Source organism: Shewanella pneumatophori, assembly GCF_023283895.1.
Classification (GTDB): domain Bacteria; phylum Pseudomonadota; class Gammaproteobacteria; order Enterobacterales; family Shewanellaceae; genus Shewanella; species Shewanella pneumatophori.
In genome coordinates, this window is record NZ_JAKILB010000009.1 from 130,811 (window position 1) to 151,727 (window position 20,917).

Here is a 20,917-nt window from a genome sequence, read left to right on the forward strand (position 1 = left end):
TAGCGATATACCATTAGATAACCACCAGCCGTATCAGCCTGTGAGCACTGCATGTCACTAATATTACTTCTAACTCAACAGATGAGCCTTTATATGGTGATCGTTTATCTAATGAGTAAGACTCCACTATTTAAAGTATTTACTGAGGCCGCAACTCGCCTGCCCCATAAAGTTTATATCTACTTTATCTTTTCTGGCTTTTGCATCATGGCAACCTATTTTGGTGAACAAACTAACGATGCTATTGCCAATACTCGAGCAATGGGCGCAGTGTTAGGCGGCTTGCTTGGTGGCCCCGTAACCGGTTTTTTTGTCGGGCTCACTGGTGGATTACATCGTTACAGCATGGGCGGCTTTACCGATTTAGCCTGCGCGATTTCAACAACACTTGAGGGCTTATCAGCAGGGTTATTCAGCTATTATCTGCGCCGCATTGGCCAGCAAGAGTTAATTTATTCTCCACTGATGGTATGCATAGTTACCTTTGCTGCGGAAGTGATGCAAATGCTGATAATTTTATCGGTAGCCAAACCTTTTGAGGAGTCGTGGATTTTAGTCCAACAAATAGCTTTACCTATGCTGCTTATCAACTCTGTTGGTGCTGCACTGTTTATGAGTATTATTCGCGACCAGAAAGCTATGTACGACAAGATGTCATCGGTGTTTTCAACACAATCTTTACGCATCGCAGAGCGTAGTGTCGGTATATTATCGACAGGCTTTACCCAAGAGGCCAGCAAGCAAGTTGCACAAATAGTTATTGAAGAAACTAAAGTGGGCGCGGTCGCCATTACTGACACTGAAAAGCTGCTAGCATTTTGCGGCATAGGTGATAACCACCATATCGCCGGCACGCCGATATCGTCGAAGCTCACCCAAGATGCTATTGAGCAAGATAAAGTGATGTTTGCCGATGGCGTCAACACGCCCTACTCTTGCTCTATCTCTAAAGAGTGCCAATTAGGTTCATGTTTAGTTATTCCACTGCGCTCAGATGCGGAGGTGATCGGTACTATTAAACTTTACGAACCTAAGAAAAAGTTATTTTTAAATATTAATCGCAGTTTAGGTGAAGGCTTGGGTCGCCTGTTGTCAAACCAAATTCTATATGGACGCTTCGCGGCGCAGCAAAGCCTACTCACTCAAGCAGAGTTAAAGCTATTGCAAGCTCAAGTAAACCCACACTTTTTGTTTAACGCATTAAATACGATTGCGGCAATTATTCGCCGCGACCCAAACACTGCGCGCCAGCTGATTCAAAATCTATCGCAGTTTTTACGTATCAACTTAAAGCGTACTACTGGCCTAGTATCACTGGCTGATGAGCTTGAACATATCGACTCCTATTTAACCATTGAAAAAGCGCGCTTTATCGATAAATTAACTGTCAATATTGAAATTCCAGAGTCATTACTACAATGCAAGTTACCGGCATTTACTTTGCAGCCTATTATTGAAAACGCGGTTAAGCATGGCATTTCTAACATGCTCGATGCTGGTGTGATAGTCGTTAAAGGCGAACAATTGTCAGATGACAGTTTATTATTGTCAGTAACAGATAATGCAGGGCTATACTCGCCCACAACAGACAGCGAAGGCTTAGGTATGAATATTGTTGATAAACGCATTCAAAATATATTTGGCCCTCAATATGGCGTTTCCATCGACTGTGAGCCAAACATTTACACTACAATCAGTATTCACTTACCAAATATGGGATCTTAGCCATGATTAGCTGCATCATCATTGACGATGAACCCTACGCTAGAGAAGAAATTGCGATTTTACTTGAGAATGAGCCCGATTTTGACATTGTGGCGCAATGCAGTAATGCAATCGAAGCAATTCAAGCAATCACAAAACTCAAACCTCAATTAATATTTTTAGACATTCAAATGCCAAAGATATCTGGTCTAGAGTTAGCCGCAATGCTCGATCCTGATGACATGCCAAGGATCGTGTTTGTCACGGCATTTGACGAATACGCTATTACCGCATTTGAAAAGCAGGCCTTCGACTATCTACTCAAACCTATCGATGACAACCGCTTTGCCAGTACTCTAGCCAGATTACGTAAAGATCTTACCCCTAAAGCGCTTGGACCAATCATTAGCGAGAAGCTAGCCCACATTCCCTGTTTTTGTGGCAATAAACTCAAAGTGATCGCCACAGATTCAGTGCAATATATTTACAGTGATATGAGCGGCGTACATGTAGCAACAGCAACAGAACTTGTGCATACCCACATGACACTGAGAGTACTCGAAGAAAAAACCTCACTCATCTATTGCCACAGGCAGTATTTAATTGCACCAACTGCAATAGCAGAAATTGAAGTACAAGATGCAGGTGCCGAAGTTACCACTCGCTCCGGCGCTAAAGTCCCTGTATCTCGACGCTACTTAAAACAACTCAAACAACTATTTGGCTTTCAATAAACATAAACCACTAACAACGCCATACTGCCGCTTAACTAGATGATTTGACCGCTTAGTCAGTTGCCACTTCCAGACGTCATAAATATCTATACACTCGCGACCATTCTAAGTTTGGAGAGTTAATAATTATGACGTGGTTTTTACTTTGCGTCGGTCTGTTGATCGGTGGTTACTTCATTTACGGTGCATTTGTCGAAAAAGTTTTTGGTATCAATGCAAAGCGCCAAACCCCGGCATTTACCAAGACTGACGGCGTTGATTATGTGCCAATGTCAAAAGGTAAAGTGTACTTAATTCAGTTATTAAATATCGCTGGCGTAGGTCCAATTTTTGGTCCAATTCTTGGTGCGCTTTACGGCCCAGCCGCAATGCTATGGATTGTGCTCGGTTGTATCTTTGCTGGTGCCGTTCACGACTATTTTTCAGGCATGTTGTCAGTTCGCAACAACGGTGAGTCAGTACCAAGCCTTGCGGGTAAATACCTAGGTAAAGGTGCTAAGCACTTTATGAACGTATTTGCCATTATCCTGCTGCTACTTGTTGGTGTGGTATTTATTTCAGCACCTGCAGGTCTACTTGGTAAATTGACTGGTTGGGACGTTAGTATCTTCGTAGGTATTATCTTCTGTTACTACTTAATCGCAACGATTGTTCCTGTAGACAAAATCATTGGCCGCCTATATCCATTCTTTGGTGCATTGTTAGTATTTATGTCTGTTGGCTTAACTATCGCATTAATCGTTTCAAGCGAGCACAGTCTATTACCTGGCGTTGAAGTCGGTGACTTCTTAACTAACCTTAATCCGAATGATATGCCACTATGGCCTGCATTATTTATTACTATTGCCTGTGGTGCTATTTCAGGTTTCCATGCAACTCAGTCTCCGCTAATGGCGCGCTGTGTTGAAAATGAATCAAATGGCCGCTTTGTATTCTTCGGTGCCATGATTGGTGAAGGTATTATCGCGTTGATCTGGTGTGCTATCGCACTTTCATTCTTCGGCGGTGTTGAAGGGCTAAACGCAGGTATGGCAGGAAACCCTGCAAACGTGGTTTATGAAGCATCTACTGGTTTACTAGGCGTCGTGGGCGGTTTCTTAGCGGTGTTAGGTGTAATTGTACTGCCAATTACCTCTGGTGATACCGCTTTCCGTAGCGCTCGCTTAATCTTAGCTGAGTTTTTCAAGATGCCTCAAACCGAGCTACCAAAGCGTTTGATGTTTGCTATCCCATTATTCGCTGCAGGTGCGGTACTAACTCAAGTTGATTTTGGAGTGATTTGGCGCTACTTCGGTGTAGCAAACCAAGCGACTGCGGTAATGATGTTGTGGACAGCATCTGCTTACTTACTACGTCTAAATAAATTCCATTGGATCTGTACTATTCCAGCCATGTTTATGACTACTGTGGTGATTAGCTTTATGCTTAGCTCACCGACATTAGGTGCTGGCCTACCAATGACGTTATCTACTGTGGCAGGTGTGGTATCAACCTTAATCGTTACCGCCCTAATCATGCTAAAGACCAAAGGCAAAGGTGATATTGAAACTGCGGAAGAAGCTTAGCAGTTTCATCTCTACGCTATAACAATAAAAAGCCAGTCACATGACTGGCTTTTCTTAATTATTCAATACTTTAATAGAACTTTCAAAGGGCTGGTAACAGCTTATTCTTGCGAGCCTTTTAGTAATTCTGGCTCTACAAGTACCGAGTTATCATTATCAGAGATCCAGATCTGGCCCTCACAAATATTGAACTGCAACGACATATTACGACCAACAAGTAGCCCCATTGCCTTAACAGCCTCTTCAGGAATATTCCAGATTGTTAGGTTGTTATAACGCTCAAGTAGTGGTTCATTTTGCTTCCACCAAATAGGCACACTACGGCCACCATAAGTGATCAATTGTACTTGCTTGGCGCGGCCACAGGCTTTGCGTAACCACTTTTCATCGCTTTGACCAAACTCTACCCATAGGTTGATTTCATCTGATAAGGATTTATCCCAAAGCTCTGGCTCATCATCAACACACAAGCCCTTACTAAATGTCAGTGAGTCACTGGCGTTCATAGCAAAGGCTAACAGTCTTACCATCATACGCTCATCTGTTTCAGACGGGTGCTGTGCTAGAGTTAATTGATGATCTTGGTAATAACCGCGATCCATATCAGCGATTTGAATTGCGACTTTAAATACGGTTGCTTTAAGTGCCATGGGAGTATTCACAAATTAATTTGCACCAAGTTTACCTTAAATTTACCGCTCAACACATAATATGAGCTCTAAAAAGTTAACTCGTCAACGATGGCGCTAAAGGCTGCCTGGTTTGAGATATTTTGCATTAGGAAATTGTGCAGCTAAATGGCTTATTTCATCAACATTGCCAAACACTAAACATGACTCCCCTTTAGCAAGTTGTGCCTCAATGCACTCTGTATCGAATTGATTGCTTATACTCGCATCCCTTCTCAATAGCTCATTCAGCTCAAATGGCACATCTAAGCGTGAGTATGTGACTTCTATCTTTTGTAGATAGGGCATGGCGCCAATAGGCAGTAACTTAGGATCTGTCGTTGTATCAATAAGCAGTAACTCTCCACGCTGCTTACTAATTGTAAAACTAGATTGGTAATGTGTTTCAGTACTTTCGTCAAAGCGTGTATCGTTTCGACTAAAGAACTGCTCCCAAAATACTCGTCTTTGTTTAAACACCGGCAGTCGCTGTTGTACTTCGACTCTACGCTCAGCAATAAAATCAAACAATGGACTAATTGATTGTGGTAACCAAGACTCTAATCGCGCTCTAAGCTCGCGAGCATACACTGGCGCAGCACCAGCGGTACTGATGGCGATTTGTAAACGTCCACGATCAACAATAGAGGGAGTGATAAAGCGGCAAAAATTGGGGTTATCAACCACATTAGCCCAAATGCCTTGTTCTTGTGCAAGTACGGCAAGCTGCTCATTAAGCGCGGTATCAGCAGTGCAAAGATAGAGTAAATCGCAATCTTTAATATCGCTTTGCTTAATGCTGCGCTGTTCGAGTGTTATGCGCCCTGACTGAACATAAGCTTGGGTGTCTTGACATACATCAAGCGCAATCACTTTGATGTGCGCTTGTGTACGGCTAAGTAAATCCAGTTTACGGCTGGCAACATCACCCGCACCAACAACCAGAACCTTGAATGATTGAGTATCGACAAACAGCGGAAAATATTGCATCTATAGTGACACCTTAACGACAAGTTACGACTCGTTTAGTCGTGTTCTATCGGCAATTGTCGCTCAAGCCATGCCTTATAACCACCTGTTAATGATACGACTTTGCTATAACCCATAACTTGCAGGTTATACGCTGCCAATGCCGAGCGATAACCGCCACCACAATAAAGCACTAATGGTGTTTTTTTGTCGGCAAATAAGGTTTCAATATCTCGCTCAATAATGCCACGCCCTAAATGCTGAGCCCTGGGTAAATGCCCATTTTGCCACTCAGAATCCTCTCTAACATCGAGTAATGTCCAAGCTTGCATCGCTTCTTGATACTGCTCAACTGTTACTTCTGTCACTTGTGGTAGGACGCTTTCAACAAGCGCTAAAAAACCTGGGTTATGTTTCATTAACTGTATTTCTCACTGCGTTCGGCACCACAATTCCAGCAGAGCTCGAAACTCGATTCATTCACTTCATGACAGCTCACACACTTCCATTGTGGGCACTGCGCATCTAAAGAAGCCATTTGTGTTTTAGCGAGTTCATATTGGCTTTCAGCCACCCAAAGTTCGACGTTTTGAATGCCAGTAGGTAACTCACCAACGCCGCCTAATAAGGCTTCACCTCTGATCTCAACTTGCACACCGCTCGATTCTAACATACCTTTCCAAGTATGAGCTTCCAGCAGATTCCCTGTTGCGACTAAACGTGTTTGCTCTTCCATGTCATTCCTTACTACTTATGCGCGTTTGGCCTGATTAAGATAATGGTGAAATAGAACTACATGCTACTGCTAAATCATCCAGCCTGTCGAGCGCTGTTTTTTCGAACAACACACTACACCAACTTAAGCCTATATTAATAGTTTTTTAAGCTAACGAAACAATTAGTTCAAGCAGATCGCAAGCATAAAAAAAGCCACCCTTAGGTGGCTTTTTATTTATACCTTAAAACTAAGGCATCAATGCATCTTGATCTGCACCTTCTTTTTCGATTTCTACCGGCATCATGTGCTCACGATTGATCCCTAACTTAATCGCTAAGAAACTTGCTACGTAGATTGAAGAGAAAGTACCAACAAAAATACCCATTAGTAGTGCAGTAGCAAAACCGTGGATCATTGTGCCGCCTTTAAGGAATAAGGCAACAACCACAACTAATGTTGTACCTGTAGTAATAATGGTACGGCTCATGGTTTGGGTAATTGAGATATTCACGACTTCTTCTGGCAAGCTCTTACGTAGCTTTAAGAAGTTTTCGCGGATACGGTCAAATACCACGATGGTATCGTTCAGTGAGTAACCTACAACGGTGAGAAGACCTGCCAAAACCGTTAGATCAAACTCAAGCTGCAGTACAGAGAACACACCTAAGGTCACGATAATATCGTGTGCTAGTGCTGCAACTGAGCCCAGAGCTAAACGCCACTCAAAGCGGAATGACACGTAGATCAGAATACAGATAAGCGCAACTAATACCGCAAGGCCGCCTTGCTCTGCAAGCTCTTTACCTACTTGTGGACCAACAAACTCAACACGCTTTTGGATCACTGAAGAATCAAGCTGAGTCACAGCAGCCATTACGTCGTTAACTTGATCTTCGCTTTTAAAGTCATCTTTAACTGGAAGACGGATAAGTACGTCACGACTAGAACCAAAGTTCTGTACCACTGCACCACCAACCGCTTCAGTCACAAGACTGCTACGCACGGCGTTAAGATCAGCAGGTTTTGAAAACTCAAGCTCAACAACTGTACCACCGGTAAAGTCTAAGCCCCAGTTAATCCCTTTCGTTGCTAAACTTGCAATCGAGCCCAGCACCAAAACAGCAGAGAAAATACTGATCGGTAGTGCGTGGCGTAGGAAGTTGACTGTACTTTTAACATTTAATATTTGTAACATTATCAACGTCCCTTAAATAGATAGTTTCTTCACGCGCTTACCACCCCAAATCGCGTTCACGATTGAACGTGTACCCACGATGGCAGTAAACATTGAAGTAGCGATACCAATCATCAAGGTAACAGCGAAACCTTTCACCGCACCAGTACCAACAGCAAATAGAATTAATGCTGTCATAAAGGTGGTGATGTTTGCATCGGCAATGGTAGAGAACGCGTTGCCATAACCTTCATGAATCGCTTGTTGTACACTACGACCGTTACGAAGTTCTTCACGAATACGTTCGTAAATAAGTACGTTACCGTCAACCGCCATACCTACAGTTAATACCATACCGGCAATACCCGGTAGAGTAAGTACAGCACCTGGGATCATAGACATAACGCCCACAACCATTACCAAGTTAGCTGTTAGTGCAAGGTTTGCAATTAGACCGAAACCACGGTAGTAAACCAACATGAAGATAAGTACAACTGCCATACCCCAGATCATTGCTTGCATACCGTTTTCGATATTTTCTTGACCTAAGCTTGGACCAATTGTGCGTTCTTCAACAATATATACAGGCGCAATCAAGGCACCTGCGCGTAGCAATAGTGCTAGATTTTGTGCTTCAGCATGCTCAAGGCCGGTAATCACAAAGTTACGACCTAAACGTGCTTGAATGGTCGCAACTGAAATCACTTCCTCAATCTTCTTCATCTTCACGCTACCGTCAGCATTCTTTTCACCGGTATCTTTATACTCGATAAATAGCGTTGCCATTGGGTTGCCGATATTGTCTTTAGTGACATTAGAGAAGATTGAACCACCTTTTGCATCAAGGTTAATTGATACTTGTGGACGACTATATTCATCAAAGCTTGGCTGTGCGCCTTGAATATGGTCACCGGTCAACATAACGGTTTTCTTCAATACAACAGGGCCACCACTGCGGCGCTGATAAAGCTCAGAACCCGCAGGAACTCGGCCACTCATCGCTGCTTGAACATCAGCTTTTTGGTCAACCATGTGGAATTCGATAGATGCTGTTGCGCTTAGAATTTCTTTAGCACGAGCAGTATCTTGAACACCTGGTAACTCAACGATAATTCGCTCAGCACCTTGACGCTGTACAACAGGTTCAGCCACACCTAACTCGTTAACACGGTTACGCAGTGTAGTGATGTTTTGCTGTAGCGCTTCTTCTTTAACTTGCTTTAGGTAAGTTTCACTTGGATTTGCAACAAGAACATAGTCTTCGCCAACAGTTTTGTCTTGGAAGACCATGTCGTTGCTGCGAGACTTAAGAAAGCTTTCAGCTTTCGCTAAAGTCTCAGCATCGCGGAATTTAATCTCGATGCCTTTGGCGCCGTTGCGAATACCCGCGTAGCGAATTTTCTCAGCTCGTAAATCAGTTCTAAAGTCGGCTACTTTGGCTTCGGTCATCTTACGAATCGCTTCACCCATGTCTACTTCCATTAAGAAGTGCACGCCACCGCGTAAGTCCAAACCTAGCTTCATTGGTGAACCACCCATGGCTTCTAGCCACTCTGGTACCGCTGGTGCTAAGTTTAATGCTACGGTGAACTTGTCGCCTAACGCTTCACTAATAGCTTCTTTAGCAATTAATTGCTCTTCACCATTATTAACACGTACTAACAACTGACCATTTTCAAGCTCGGAACGCTTTACAGCGATACCTTTGCTTTTTAATACATCATTTACTGTCGACATTGTCGACGCTGAGACCTCGGCTCCTCGTGTGGCAACCACTTGAACTGCATGGTCTTCACCGAAAAGGTTTGGTATCGCATAGAATGCACCGACGGCGATAATTAATATCACCATCAGGTTTTTCCACATCGGGTATTTATTCAACACGCCATTGCCCTCTTGGCTTAAAGTGACTTAATAGAGCCTTTTGGCAATACGGCCGCAATATAATCCTTCTTGATCGTGATTTCGCTTGTTTCGTTGATAGTCAACAATACATAGTCGTTTTCATCACTGATTTTTGCGATTTTACCTAGAATACCGCCGCTTGTTAGCACTTCATCACCTTTGCTCAAAGAGCTCATTAGGTTCTTGTGCTCTTTAACGCGCTTTGATTGTGGACGGAAAATCATGAAGTAAAAAATTAGGCCGAAAATGACCAACATGAAAATCAATTCCATCGTACCACCAGCGCCACCAACAGGAGCATCAGCTGCATATGCGTTTGAAATAAACATAGTATTCTCTTCTTATTGTCTGAGTAAAAATTAATCGGATAATTCAGGAACTTCAGGTACTTCTCGACCTTGGCTGGTATAGAATTCCGTAACAAAGGCGTCTAATGTACCTGTCTCGATAGCGCCACGCAAACCTTCCATCAATCTTTGATAGTAGCGAAGGTTATGAATGGTGTTTAAACGAGCTCCTAAAATTTCATTACAACGATCTAAATGGTAAAGGTACGCCCGAGAATAATTCTTACAGGTATAACAATCACACTTATCATCGAGTGGTGAAGTGTCATCACGATGACGTGCATTACGGATCTTAATAACACCTTCACTGGTAAACAGATGACCGTTACGAGCATTACGAGTTGGCATAACACAATCGAACATGTCTACACCGCGACGTACGCCTTCAACTAAATCTTCTGGCTTACCGACCCCCATCAAATAACGAGGTTTATCAGCTGGAATTTTTGGACAAACATGCTCAAGAATGCGGTGCATGTCTTCCTTTGGCTCGCCAACTGCTAAACCACCAACAGCGTATCCATCAAAACCAATATCAACTAGGCCATTAAGGCTTTCGTCACGTAGGTCTTCATAAACACCACCTTGAATAATACCGAATAACGAATTCGGGTTTTCAAGTCTGTCAAACTCATCACGTGAACGCTGTGCCCAACGAAGTGACATCTGCATCGATTTACGTGCTTCGTCCTCTGTTGCTGGGTATGGCGTACATTCGTCAAAAATCATTACCACATCGCTGCCTAATGAATTTTGGATCTGCATTGACTTTTCTGGGTCCAAGAAAATCTTTTCACCGTTAATTGGTGAACGGAAATGAACGCCTTCTTCAGTGATCTTACGGATATCACCCAAGCTGAATACTTGGAATCCACCAGAGTCAGTCAAAATAGGACGTTGCCAGTTCATAAAGTCATGCAAGTCGCCATGCTTACGCATGATCTCTTCACCAGGACGTAACCATAAATGGAACGTATTGCCTAGTAAGATATCAGCACCGGTTTCACGTACTTCTTCAGGCGTCATGCCTTTAACGGTACCGTATGTTCCCACAGGCATAAATGCTGGAGTCTCTACAGTGCCACGTTCAAAAATCAAACGACCACGACGTGCGCGGCCTTGAGTTGTATCTAATTCAAATTTCATTTTTCACCTCGCCAGATAAACAGTCTGACCCGAGTTAACTCAAATATATGAGTCTAAGATTATGACAAACATAAGGGCAAACAATTCAGTATCAACCCTAAATGCCAAAATATGCATTAAAACCGCAGATAAAAAAATACCCACTTCATTAATGATGAACTGGGTATTTTAAAGCAATTTGAATAATTAGTTCGCTTTTTTGGTCACAAACATCGCGTCGCCATAGCTAAAGAAGCGGTATTTTTGAGCGATCGCGTGCTGATAGGCGTTTTTTACCTCATCGAAGCCTGCAAATGCACTTAGAAGCATGATTAGCGTTGACTCTGGTAGGTGGAAATTTGTCACCATTGCATCGACAACTTGGAACTGATACCCAGGATAAATAAAGATATCAGTATCACCGCTAAACGCTTGTAACTCATCGTTAGATGCTTTGGCTGCACTTTCAAGTGAGCGCACTGAAGTTGTCCCAACCGCAATCACACGATTACCGTTTGCTTTAGTTTCAGCAATTAAATCGACAACTGACTGTGGCACTTCTGCCCACTCTGAATGCATTTTATGATCAAGGATATTATCAACGCGAACCGGTTGGAACGTACCCGCACCGACATGCAAGGTCACAAATGCTGTCTTTACACCTTTTTCTTTAAGCTTTGCTAGCATGGCATCATCAAAGTGAAGGCCTGCTGTTGGCGCTGCAACCGCTCCTGGGTTTTGATTGTAAACCGTTTGGTAACGCTCTTTATCGGCATCTTCATCTGGTCTGTCGATATAAGGTGGCAACGGCATATGGCCAACCTCTTCTAGCACTTCAAGAATCGTTTTATCGCCTTGCAGCTCCAGTTCAAACAAGGCGTCATGTCTAGCAAGCATTTTCATTTTGTAGTCAGCGTCTAAGCAAATAATGTTATCTACTTTAGGTGACTTAGAACAACGTACATGCGCAAGCACACGCTTATCGTCAAGCATACGCTCAACTAAGATCTCAAGCTTACCACCAGACTCTTTATGGCCAAACATACGCGCAGGAATAACCCGAGTATTGTTAAACACCATCAAATCGCCAGGATTGACTCGTTCTAAAATATCGGTGAACTGCAGATCAGCCAGTGCGCCACTATTACCGTCAAGTGACAGCAATCGAGAGGCAGTTCGCTCAGCAGTAGGATAACGGGCAATTAACTCATCAGGGAGTTCAAACGAAAAATCAGCAACGCGCATGTAAAGTCTCAATTGTGTCTAAATCGGCCGCTAGTCTATGACTAGCGTAATAGAAGATCAACAATCAAGACTTAAAAAACCGTCAATTAACGATTTAAGCGCACCTGTGCGTACATATAACGATTAGCTTAGTGACTTAAACGAATCCGATTTACTTTTTATAGCCGCATTGGCACTTTTATTATCAAAGTCTTCTCTGCGATAGCTATGCTGCTGGTAGGGAATGTCAATATTGACTTTTCTACGGGTGACTTGCTGTTTTTTAGCAAGCTTTCGGGTTAACCAGTTCCACATCATCCTTGATCCTCAAACCGTTTAATTGATGGACATTTTATTATCATTTGACGCACATTCTTAATATAAGCCCCGTATTTAACTGGGATAAGCCAACTAAATTGAGAAAGAATTTCCTTCGCATCGCGCAGCATGATACCGTGAAGTACGCGTATCACCAAGTATAAAATATGAACTTTCTTGCACACCTGCATTTAGCAGACAATAGCCAGACCTCAATGGCTGCCAATATCGCTGGCGATTTTGCAAAAGGCAGTATCGAAGATTTTCCAAAACATCTTCAACAAGGAATATGGCTACATAGACAAATAGACCAACTGACTGACAGCCATGAGATCACCAAAGAATTACTGACATTGTTCCCAAAGTCACTGACTCGTGCAGCGCCAATTATTATTGATTTGAGCTTTGACCATATGTTGGCTAAATACTGGGATGAGTATCATCATCAAACACTGGAAGAATTTGCGGTTAAGGCCTATAACGCTATTGACGATTGTGATGCACTGCCAGAAAAACTAGTGTCTATCGCACCAAAAATCCGTCAGGAAAACTGGTTGGTAGCCTATCAAACACGAGAAGGCCTAAATCAAACTTTAGCTTCTGTCGCCAAGCGTGTATCAAAACCAGAGATATTTAATGGCGCGCAGGAATGTGTCAAAAAACTCGATACAGATATTGAAATTGCATTTCGTACTTTCTATCCACAGTTAATGGCCTATAGCCGTTTATGGACCCGCAATACTCCACCAGAGTATCTGTAACTGTTGGATTCTGTTTAATAACACAGCACAAGCTAAGTCACCATTGCATTAAGTACATGTCTAAAAGCTAAGTATTTGCTAAAATCCCGCCTAATAGGAGAACACATGCAAATATTTAGCTATCAGCCCCCGAGTATCCCTTGGTTAGATATCCGTTATATCGACCGAGATATTATCGTTATCAATAAACCCTCTGGCTTGCTTTCAAATCCAGGGATCGCTGAATACACTCACGATTGCGCCCTCACACGTCTACAAGAACGGTTTAAAGACTGTATTTTGGTGCACCGTTTAGACTGTGCCACATCGGGGATCATGGTATTTGCCCGTAATAAAAAAGCGGAATCGAGCTTAAAGACTCAATTTCAGAATAGACAGACTCAAAAAACTTACATTGCTGAAGTAGCGGGTAAATTCACTGATGCAAGTGGTGTTATTGAGCTTGCTCTTGCAGCAGATAAAGCCAATCCACCTAAACAGATGGTCAGCGAGACTGGTAAAACAGCAATCACTCATTACAAAGTGATCAGCCAAGGCGATAATAAATCTTTAGTTGAGCTAAAGCCTGTAACCGGTAGGACTCACCAGTTACGCGTGCACATGCAAGCATTAGGACACACTATTTTAGGTGACGATTTCTATGGTGATGAGCCGATAATCAATGCGGCTAAGCGACTACAACTGCATGCCAAAGAACTAAGTTTTAGTCACCCTTATTCGGGTAAGCCAATGCATTTTAGTAGTGCTCATCCTTTTTAAGCGGTAGATCAAAAAAGGGGCTTATGCCCCTTTAAAATCAATCCAACCGCTATTGACTGTATTTACGCTGCAGCAACATCGACTTTTGCCGTGTAATAACAATCCGATGAATTACAAAACTTTAGATCATTCGACGTGGTAAGCAGAAAATACTCGCCAAAAATATTACCGCCTTTATCTTCAAGCTTAATGCCTTCATCAGTATGCTCGAACGTCATTTCATCTAAGCTATGGCAGCCATCTAAATACCAAGTCTCTAAAAAATACTTACCTTCTTGCTTGTAAAGAGTAATGTTATCACCCAGTAATGGTCTTTCATCTATCCAACGACCAACAACCTCACGATTTGCAATCTCATCTTCTCGCCAGGATAACCGCTTGCGCTTTTCAACAACCGACATTTCCATCTCCTTGAGTTTGGCACCTTTCTCAATTTGAATAACTTCATCTGTCTTACTGCGCACAAGAGTCATCAGCTCATTTCTCCATTTAAAAGCATTTGTAGGTTGGCTATCTTGGTAGTCCACATTCAATCATTGTTCGAGTTTACTTTTAAAATCAGCAACACAAATTTGCAAAGGTTAGATAGAGTCACTAAACAATGGTGCTCATTCAAAAGTCGTAAACTCCGCTTAAATTACCATCAGAGTGTATCGCAACAAAAAATTAAAAATGCGATATAAATCACTTTCTATGCATTACTTTAGTCAATGCGCATTAAAAGACAAGCATTTAACACTTCATACCAGTTTTTAACCTATTTCAGGTCAAAATCTGATATAACCTTGTGTTCTTGTTCAATAATAATACTAAATCAATCAGTGTAAAAGTTGGCTGACGCTAAACACTTTTGCTAGACGAGCTCAAAATGAGTAGAAAAGTAGAATAGTGATTTCCTGAATGAGCTGTTCGCTCCAGGACTTTCTAGTCAAACAAGTACCAATATAGCCGAAGCACAACATTCTGATTGGCACTACAGGACCTACAATGAAGTTTAATCGCCGACACTTTTTAAAAACAGCTGGTGTGACCGCGGCTGGAATTCTTACTTCACAACTTCCTTTATCTACAGCCAACGCTGTGCAGCAAAAACCAGCTAACCAACACACCGTGATGGGGCTTATTGCTCCTAAAATGGATATTGTGCGGGTTGGCTTTATTGGCGTCGGTCAACGGGGCTCTGGCCACGTAAAACATTTTTGTCATTTAGAGGGAGTCGAAATTAAAGCTATTTGTGACACCGACGCCAAAGTATTAGACAAATCCATTGAGTTTGTTGAATTCCAAGGGCTAGCAAAACCTGCACGATATACTGGTAACGAAGATGCTTATAAAGATTTATTAAGTCGAAATGACATTGATATTGTCATCATTTCAACTCCTTGGGAATGGCACGCCCCTATGGCTATAGACACCATGGAAAGCGGTAAGCACGCTTTCGTTGAAGTACCACTGGCCTTAACCGTTGAAGAGTGCTGGCAAATTGTCGATACCGCAGAACGTACACAAAAGAACTGCATGATGATGGAAAACGTCAACTACGGCCGCGATGAGTTAATGGTGCTCAATATGGTGCGTCAGGGGTTATTTGGTGAACTACTACATGGCGAAGCAGCTTATATCCATGAGCTACGCTGGCAGATGAAGGAAATTGATAGTAAAACAGGTTCATGGCGCACACATTGGCATACTAAACGTAACGGTAATCTATACCCTACTCATGGTTTAGGGCCTGTATCGCAATATATGAATATCAACCGTGGCGATAGATTTGATTATCTGACATCAATGAGTTCCCCAGCGCTAGGACGTGCCTTATATGCTGAGCGAGAGTTCCCAAAAGACCATGAACGTAACCAGCTCAACTATATCAACGGCGATATGAACACTTCGCTCATTAAAACCGTTAACGGCCGAACGATTATGGTTCAGCACGACACAACGACGCCTCGTCCATACAGCCGCCATAATCTCATCCAAGGCACTAATGGTGTGTTTGCTGGCTTCCCAAATAGAATCGCGGTCGAACAAGGTGGCTCTGGTAACTTCCATCAATGGGATATGGATATGGAAAACTGGTATGCCAAATACGACCATCCGCTATGGCTGCAGATGGGTAAAGAAGCTGAACGTAACGGTGGCCATGGCGGCATGGACTTTTTAATGTTGTGGCGCATGGTGTATTGCTTACGTAATGGCGAGCCACTCGATCAGGATGTTTACGACGGTGCAGCTTGGTCGGTAGTGAATATTCTCAGTGAAGAGTCCGTTAATAATCGTAGTAATTCAGTGGACTTTCCTGACTTTACTCGCGGCGCTTGGAAGACTGGAAAACCACTCGGTATTGTTGGCGCATAACTGTTTAGGGGACCAAACGAAAAAGCCCACTCAATGAAGTGGGCTTTTAATGTTCAGCAATATTTTACCGTGTTTAACGATTAATATGTTTCACCGTCTAGCTGATTACGCATTCTCTTTACGTTCAGCAGCTTCACATGCCGCAGCGGTAAAGATAACGTCTGTAGAACTGTTCAAACCTGTTTCAGCCGAATCTTGGATAACACCAATAATAAAGCCAACTGCAACAACTTGCATCGCTACGTCATTTGAAATACCAAACAAGCTACATGCTAGTGGGATAAGTAACAGTGAGCCACCAGCAACACCCGATGCTCCACAGGCTGAAATACCCGCAACCACACTCAATAAAATAGCAGTCAAAATGTCGACCTGAATGCCCATAGAGTTAGCCGCAGCTAAAGTCAAAATAGTAATGGTAATTGCCGCACCACCCATGTTGATTGTGGCGCCAAGTGGGATAGACACAGAATAAGTATCTTCATGTAGCTTTAGTTTTTCACACAGCGCCATGTTTACAGGAATATTGGCCGCACTTGAGCGAGTAAAGAAGGCTGTTACACCACTTTCACGAATACAAGTAAACACTAATGGGTATGGGTTACGACGTATTTTAAAGTACACAATCGCAGGGTTGATGATCAAGGCCATAATAGCCATTGCACCAAGCAGCACTAATAACAAATGCATATAACCCGCGATAGCAGCAAAACCAGTGGTTGCGAATGTTGAAGCCACTAGACCGAAAATACCAATTGGTGCTAAGCGGATAATAAAACGAACCATTTGCGACACACCATGGCTCACATCAGCAAAAACCTGCTTAGTTGAATCTGTTGCGTGATGCAGAGCAAGACCTAAGCCCACACCCCAAGCAAGAATACCTATGTAGTTACCTGTCATTAACGCATTAACTGGGTTATCGACTAGTTGGAACAATAATGTATGAACAACCTCGCCAATCCCTTCTGGAGGATTAGCCTGCGCCGCATCTAGACTCAACGCAAGTGTAGTTGGAAATGCAAAACTCATCAAAACAGCGGTTACTGCAGCCGAAAACGTACCAAATAAGTATAAAATTACGATCGGACGCATATTGGTTTTAGCATTTTTCTTTTGATTGGCAATCGATGCCGCAACCAAAATGAAAACTAACACAGGTGCAATTGCTTTTAGCGCGCCAACAAATAATTGCCCTAAAAACGCAACGTTTTCTGCACCGGTTTTTGATACCGTAGCTAAAGCAACACCTGCGATAATACCAATAAGAATTTGTAACACTAAACTGCCGTCTGCCAACTTGGCAAACAAAGATGGTTTTTGATTCATTACTTAACCTGTCATTTTTATAGTATGTAGAAACCCTAATACAAAGGCCGCTTATGATTTGTGCCTTTTATATAGCGTCAATCTCCCTTCTATACAGTTTGTATCGGATGCAGCAAGTATTGTCTACCTTTGCTAGGCAATTAGCGCTTTAAATTACTCACGGTTAACATCTTGCTAATAAGGTCCTAAAGATTCGAGTTTGCAGAGGCTTTTTCAGCTCCTCGTAGCATGGCTTCTATCAATTCATGAGCACAAAATTTAGTTAATGCTTCATTAGCACCGACTTGATGGGCTTGACTGACACTGATCTCACTCGACAGTGAAGTATGTAAGATAATATAGGCTGCTGCGATGGCAGGATTGTTCTTAACTTCAAATGCCAATTCATAACCATCTAGACCTGGCATTTCGATATCACTGACTAAAATATTAATTGGCTGACGCTCACGCTCTGCTTGTTCCATAATTGCCAGCGCCTCTTTACCGTCTGCGGTAACCTGATAAGGAATATTGATGCTATCAAGGGCGTCACTGAGCTGCTTACGCGCAACTTTAGAGTCATCCACGAGTAAGATATTCATCGGCTTTAAATATTCGCGCTGCACATCAGTTAAAATAGCTCTTGTGGTTTCAGGACTGAGGGGGAACACCTTAGACAGCAGTAACTCCACATCAAGTAGCTGTACCAACTTGTCATCAATTTTAGTTACGCCAGTAAGAAAGGCATTTTTGCCCAATGTCGTTGGCGGCTTTTCAATATCACGCCAGTTACATTCAATAATTTTATCGATAGAACGAACCAAAAAACCAATCACCATCCTTTGGCAATCAGTGATAATGATATAGCTATCCTTGCGTTCTTCCTCAGTGATCGGACGATAGCCAATCGCTGCAGCCATATCAATAATAGGGATAGTTGCGCCGCGAATGGTCGCAGCGCCTAAAATGGTAGGGTGAGAATGAGGGATCGCGCTGAGTGGGCTATAAGGCACTAGCTCACGGATTTTCAGTGTGCCTAGAGCAAACAGCTGAGTATGTGATAGTTTAAATAGCAACAACCCCTGAGATTGATTCGCTTTACTCTTGGGTTTACTTTTAGTTATTGCGTCCATACTCGTGCCGCCATAAGAATATTATTTTATATTAGAAACTCTAACCTAAGCGACTAAACCGCACAATTAAAGCTGAGACTCGATTGGCAATAAAGCGATGCAATCGACAAGAAATTTACGCCATAGCCCGGCATCTGGTTCAGTATGAATTTTACGTTGATTAAAATCATCAAACCAGACAAGTTCATCATCTTCTACAGCCAAACGATATGCGCTTTTCGCTAGATTATTTGTTAAGTCATCAACGATTTCTTGAGCCAGCTGCTTATTGTCTACAATTAGCCCCATCTCAGTATTTAGCCAAGCAGAGCGAGGATCAAAATTAAACGAGCCAACAAATACCGAACGCCTATCTGTTATAAAGGTTTTAGCATGTAAGCTACTTTTAGAGCTGCCACTCCAACTACTGGTTTTTTTAATATCTGGATTCGCTTTCACCTCAAAGATCTTCACCCCAGCTTCTAACAGGCGTTGTCTGTATTGCCTGTAACCTGCATGCACAGCAAGGACATCAGTTGCCGCCAAGCTATTGGTTAATATTGTAATATCTATACCTCTATTAACGGTTTCGATTATGCTGTCAGTACCCGCTTTAGTCGGCACAAAATACGGTGACACCAAAATCACTTCATCTTGAGCGTTCGCTAAAAACGCACTCAAGTCAGCTAAAATACTGTCTGTTTCAGAGCTGTGATTCTGTTTATCGGGTTGATCAAAAACCAGTGTTGTCGGCCCCCAATACCAACTTAAGCTATTAGTTTGCATTTGCGGAATTAACTCACTTTGCAATAAGCGCTCAATATAGGGGTTAGCGCTATAGGCTGACTTTTCAGCTGCAACTCCACTCAGTTCTTCAGCTGCTTGTTTATCACTAACGCTGTGAACGGTAAGTGCATTAATCTCAACGCTGATAGGTGCATTCCAATATAAATCAAATTGATCTGATACCTGGCCTACCACTTCACCAATTGCCATTAAATCAAAATCGCCAAACTCAACCTCGGTATTATTAGAAAAGTACTCATTACCAATATTACGCCCACCAACTATGGTGATCGCGTTGTCGACGGTTAATGACTTATTGTGCATACGATGATTTAGCCGAGAAAATCCAGCAACAAATGCAAGATTACGAAAACTACGTTCAAAAGAAGGGTTATATAAACGTACTTGAATATTTTTGTGCTGCGCCAACATGGCAAGTGCTTCATCAGCATCTTTAATCGCCATATCATCAAGTAAAATCCTGACCCTTACCCCGCGCTCAGCAGCTTCAATTAAATGCCACATCAGTAAGCGACCACTGTCGTCACCACGATAGATATAATATTGCATATCGATGCTAGCACTCGCGGCGCTCACTAGCGCCAAACGAGCAATTAAGGCATCAACCCCATCGGCAAGAGGTAAAACACCGGTTAAACCTGGTTGAGCCTTGAGATCATCTTGCAGATAACTCACAAGGGGCCAGTCTTTTTGCGGCATAAGTTGAGTTGAAATGATTTTATCGGGAAAAACAGCAGAAGATTGGCAGCCGGTTAAAACCCAAACTGCCCAAATAAGGAGTAACTTTAGTGGAGTGAACGTCTGCAATCCTTTTGCATTCATTTTATTATTCTGTTTGCGAACCTTAGTTAATCTTGTAGCGCATAAAGCACATCAAATGCAAATTGATCCCAACCTTCAGAGCTAAATGCAATATCTCGAACAGCCCTAACTTGGCTAACGGCGTGAAGTGGTGCTGCGCCGTTATCCATCAAATAGTAAGCCATAATAAGACCGGTGCGATCTTTGCCTGAGCGACAGTGGATTAATACGGTTTTGTCTTGTTGCTCACATTGCCTAATAAAAGCCAGCGCTTTAGGTACTTGCTCAGTACAAAGTGCTAGATCTTCTTCTTTAGGCGGAATGTTGCTTGAAAACGGCACACATAGGTAGTCTAAACCTAAGTCTGCAATCTCTTGTGCGTTGCACTCTTCACCATGATTGACCGATAAAATTGCATCAACACCCGATGCTTTTATCTGTGCAAGATCCCAAGGGTCTTTGTTCGGCCCACTGCGTCCTGCAATTTGCCCCTCTACTAACCAAAATAGGTGCTGCATAGTGTTTCCTAGGTAAAAAATGTATTTTAACAGACGGTAAAT

General features: G+C 42.6%; 21 protein-coding genes. 6 read left to right on the forward strand and 15 right to left on the reverse strand.

The features are described from left to right. The first annotated feature begins 51 nt into the window (after positions 1–51). The 3 genes from L2740_RS15010 to L2740_RS15020 all read left to right on the forward strand — a co-directional run bounded on the left by L2740_RS15010 (position 52) and on the right by L2740_RS15020 (position 4,003). Positions 52–1,725: a sensor histidine kinase gene (locus tag L2740_RS15010; RefSeq protein ID WP_248950937.1), complete on the forward strand. Its 1,674-nt coding sequence runs from the start codon at positions 52–54 to the stop codon at positions 1,723–1,725. 2 nt (positions 1,726–1,727) lie between these two features. Beyond that, positions 1,728–2,438, forward strand: coding sequence for a two-component system response regulator BtsR (gene btsR / locus L2740_RS15015; RefSeq protein ID WP_248950938.1), 711 nt, complete (start codon positions 1,728–1,730; stop codon positions 2,436–2,438). Between the two features lie 128 nt (positions 2,439–2,566). Then, positions 2,567–4,003 (forward strand): carbon starvation CstA family protein, encoded by a 1,437-nt coding sequence (locus L2740_RS15020; RefSeq protein WP_248950939.1) that lies wholly within the window; start codon positions 2,567–2,569, stop codon positions 4,001–4,003. Between the two features lie 101 nt (positions 4,004–4,104). On the opposite strand, the gene L2740_RS15025 is transcribed toward L2740_RS15020, so the two are convergent. The 10 genes from L2740_RS15025 to L2740_RS15070 form a co-directional block, all read right to left on the reverse strand. Next, the gene (locus tag L2740_RS15025) at positions 4,105–4,653 is read right to left on the reverse strand and encodes a YaeQ family protein (RefSeq protein ID WP_248950960.1); all 549 of its coding nucleotides are present in this window, start codon (positions 4,651–4,653) and stop codon (positions 4,105–4,107) included. A 96-nt stretch (positions 4,654–4,749) separates the two neighbouring features. Further along, positions 4,750–5,661, reverse strand: a complete 912-nt coding sequence (locus tag L2740_RS15030) for a precorrin-2 dehydrogenase/sirohydrochlorin ferrochelatase family protein (RefSeq protein WP_248950940.1) — start codon at positions 5,659–5,661, stop codon at positions 4,750–4,752. A gap of 35 nt (positions 5,662–5,696) precedes the next feature. After that, complete coding sequence (locus L2740_RS15035) at positions 5,697–6,059, reverse strand: rhodanese-like domain-containing protein (RefSeq protein WP_248950941.1); 363 nt, start codon at positions 6,057–6,059, stop codon at positions 5,697–5,699. Beyond that, the gene (locus tag L2740_RS15040) at positions 6,059–6,376 is read right to left on the reverse strand and encodes a putative signal transducing protein (RefSeq protein WP_248950942.1); all 318 of its coding nucleotides are present in this window, start codon (positions 6,374–6,376) and stop codon (positions 6,059–6,061) included. Before L2740_RS15040 ends, L2740_RS15035 begins: the two co-directional genes overlap by 1 nt. Positions 6,377–6,605: 229 nt before the next feature. Further along, positions 6,606–7,553: a protein translocase subunit SecF gene (secF, locus tag L2740_RS15045; protein ID WP_248950943.1), complete on the reverse strand. Its 948-nt coding sequence runs from the start codon at positions 7,551–7,553 to the stop codon at positions 6,606–6,608. Positions 7,554–7,565: 12 nt separating this feature from the next. Next, the gene (gene secD / locus L2740_RS15050) at positions 7,566–9,416 is read right to left on the reverse strand and encodes a protein translocase subunit SecD (protein ID WP_248950944.1); all 1,851 of its coding nucleotides are present in this window, start codon (positions 9,414–9,416) and stop codon (positions 7,566–7,568) included. Positions 9,417–9,433: 17 nt separating this feature from the next. Then, a complete protein-coding gene (gene yajC / locus L2740_RS15055) occupies positions 9,434–9,766 on the reverse strand; it encodes a preprotein translocase subunit YajC (RefSeq protein WP_012154722.1) in 333 nt (110 codons plus the stop codon). A 30-nt stretch (positions 9,767–9,796) separates the two neighbouring features. Continuing rightward, positions 9,797–10,930: a tRNA guanosine(34) transglycosylase Tgt gene (gene tgt / locus L2740_RS15060; protein WP_248950945.1), complete on the reverse strand. Its 1,134-nt coding sequence runs from the start codon at positions 10,928–10,930 to the stop codon at positions 9,797–9,799. Between the two features lie 186 nt (positions 10,931–11,116). Further along, complete coding sequence (queA, locus tag L2740_RS15065) at positions 11,117–12,154, reverse strand: tRNA preQ1(34) S-adenosylmethionine ribosyltransferase-isomerase QueA (protein ID WP_248950946.1); 1,038 nt, start codon at positions 12,152–12,154, stop codon at positions 11,117–11,119. A 123-nt stretch (positions 12,155–12,277) separates the two neighbouring features. Continuing rightward, positions 12,278–12,451, reverse strand: a complete 174-nt coding sequence (locus tag L2740_RS15070) for a hypothetical protein (protein ID WP_248950947.1) — start codon at positions 12,449–12,451, stop codon at positions 12,278–12,280. A 167-nt stretch (positions 12,452–12,618) separates the two neighbouring features. Here L2740_RS15070 and L2740_RS15075 point away from each other — a divergent pair, with 167 nt between their 5' ends. Both L2740_RS15075 and L2740_RS15080 read left to right on the forward strand, forming a co-directional pair. Further along, entirely contained in the window at positions 12,619–13,212 is a 594-nt protein-coding gene (locus tag L2740_RS15075; protein ID WP_248471213.1) for an acyl carrier protein phosphodiesterase, read from the forward strand. A 105-nt stretch (positions 13,213–13,317) separates the two neighbouring features. Beyond that, on the forward strand, positions 13,318–13,971 hold the full coding sequence (locus L2740_RS15080) for an RluA family pseudouridine synthase (RefSeq protein ID WP_248950948.1): 654 nt from the start codon (positions 13,318–13,320) through the stop codon (positions 13,969–13,971). 62 nt (positions 13,972–14,033) lie between these two features. Here the strand turns inward: L2740_RS15080 and L2740_RS15085 are convergent, their stop codons facing one another. Further along, positions 14,034–14,444: a hypothetical protein gene (locus L2740_RS15085; protein WP_248950949.1), complete on the reverse strand. Its 411-nt coding sequence runs from the start codon at positions 14,442–14,444 to the stop codon at positions 14,034–14,036. Positions 14,445–14,958: 514 nt separating this feature from the next. Here L2740_RS15085 and L2740_RS15090 point away from each other — a divergent pair. After that, positions 14,959–16,329, forward strand: a complete 1,371-nt coding sequence (locus L2740_RS15090) for a Gfo/Idh/MocA family oxidoreductase (protein WP_248950950.1) — start codon at positions 14,959–14,961, stop codon at positions 16,327–16,329. Positions 16,330–16,434: 105 nt separating this feature from the next. Here L2740_RS15090 and sstT read toward each other — a convergent pair whose 3' ends face one another. From sstT to L2740_RS15110, 4 genes are all read right to left on the reverse strand, one after another. After that, on the reverse strand, positions 16,435–17,658 hold the full coding sequence (gene sstT / locus L2740_RS15095; protein WP_248950951.1) for a serine/threonine transporter SstT: 1,224 nt from the start codon (positions 17,656–17,658) through the stop codon (positions 16,435–16,437). 185 nt (positions 17,659–17,843) lie between these two features. Continuing rightward, positions 17,844–18,770, reverse strand: coding sequence for a chemotaxis protein CheV (locus L2740_RS15100; RefSeq protein ID WP_248950952.1), 927 nt, complete (start codon positions 18,768–18,770; stop codon positions 17,844–17,846). A 66-nt stretch (positions 18,771–18,836) separates the two neighbouring features. Beyond that, complete coding sequence (locus tag L2740_RS15105; protein WP_248950953.1) at positions 18,837–20,378, reverse strand: phospholipase D family protein; 1,542 nt, start codon at positions 20,376–20,378, stop codon at positions 18,837–18,839. Positions 20,379–20,404: 26 nt separating this feature from the next. Continuing rightward, a complete protein-coding gene (locus L2740_RS15110) occupies positions 20,405–20,875 on the reverse strand; it encodes a dual specificity protein phosphatase family protein (RefSeq protein WP_248471205.1) in 471 nt (156 codons plus the stop codon). Between the last annotated feature and the right edge of the window lie 42 nt (positions 20,876–20,917).

Bases quoted from the DNA above. Each gene is read 5' to 3' on its own strand.
- secF (WP_248950943.1), bottom strand. From the start codon at position 7,553: ATGTTACAAATATTAAATGTTAAAAGTACAGTCAACTTCCTACGCCAC.
- sstT (WP_248950951.1), bottom strand. From the start codon at position 17,658: ATGAATCAAAAACCATCTTTGTTTGCCAAGTTGGCAGACGGCAGTTTA.
- yajC (WP_012154722.1), bottom strand. From the start codon at position 9,766: ATGTTTATTTCAAACGCATATGCAGCTGATGCTCCTGTTGGTGGCGCT.
- L2740_RS15105 (WP_248950953.1), bottom strand. From the start codon at position 20,378: ATGAATGCAAAAGGATTGCAGACGTTCACTCCACTAAAGTTACTCCTT.
- L2740_RS15070 (WP_248950947.1), bottom strand. From the start codon at position 12,451: ATGATGTGGAACTGGTTAACCCGAAAGCTTGCTAAAAAACAGCAAGTC.
- btsR (WP_248950938.1), top strand. From the start codon at position 1,728: ATGATTAGCTGCATCATCATTGACGATGAACCCTACGCTAGAGAAGAA.
- L2740_RS15035 (WP_248950941.1), bottom strand. From the start codon at position 6,059: ATGAAACATAACCCAGGTTTTTTAGCGCTTGTTGAAAGCGTCCTACCA.
- L2740_RS15100 (WP_248950952.1), bottom strand. From the start codon at position 18,770: ATGGACGCAATAACTAAAAGTAAACCCAAGAGTAAAGCGAATCAATCT.
- L2740_RS15010 (WP_248950937.1), top strand. From the start codon at position 52: ATGTCACTAATATTACTTCTAACTCAACAGATGAGCCTTTATATGGTG.
- tgt (WP_248950945.1), bottom strand. From the start codon at position 10,930: ATGAAATTTGAATTAGATACAACTCAAGGCCGCGCACGTCGTGGTCGT.
- L2740_RS15030 (WP_248950940.1), bottom strand. From the start codon at position 5,661: ATGCAATATTTTCCGCTGTTTGTCGATACTCAATCATTCAAGGTTCTG.
- L2740_RS15090 (WP_248950950.1), top strand. From the start codon at position 14,959: ATGAAGTTTAATCGCCGACACTTTTTAAAAACAGCTGGTGTGACCGCG.
- queA (WP_248950946.1), bottom strand. From the start codon at position 12,154: ATGCGCGTTGCTGATTTTTCGTTTGAACTCCCTGATGAGTTAATTGCC.
- L2740_RS15020 (WP_248950939.1), top strand. From the start codon at position 2,567: ATGACGTGGTTTTTACTTTGCGTCGGTCTGTTGATCGGTGGTTACTTC.
- L2740_RS15110 (WP_248471205.1), bottom strand. From the start codon at position 20,875: ATGCAGCACCTATTTTGGTTAGTAGAGGGGCAAATTGCAGGACGCAGT.
- L2740_RS15025 (WP_248950960.1), bottom strand. From the start codon at position 4,653: ATGGCACTTAAAGCAACCGTATTTAAAGTCGCAATTCAAATCGCTGAT.
- L2740_RS15040 (WP_248950942.1), bottom strand. From the start codon at position 6,376: ATGGAAGAGCAAACACGTTTAGTCGCAACAGGGAATCTGCTGGAAGCT.
- L2740_RS15080 (WP_248950948.1), top strand. From the start codon at position 13,318: ATGCAAATATTTAGCTATCAGCCCCCGAGTATCCCTTGGTTAGATATC.
- L2740_RS15085 (WP_248950949.1), bottom strand. From the start codon at position 14,444: ATGACTCTTGTGCGCAGTAAGACAGATGAAGTTATTCAAATTGAGAAA.
- L2740_RS15075 (WP_248471213.1), top strand. From the start codon at position 12,619: ATGAACTTTCTTGCACACCTGCATTTAGCAGACAATAGCCAGACCTCA.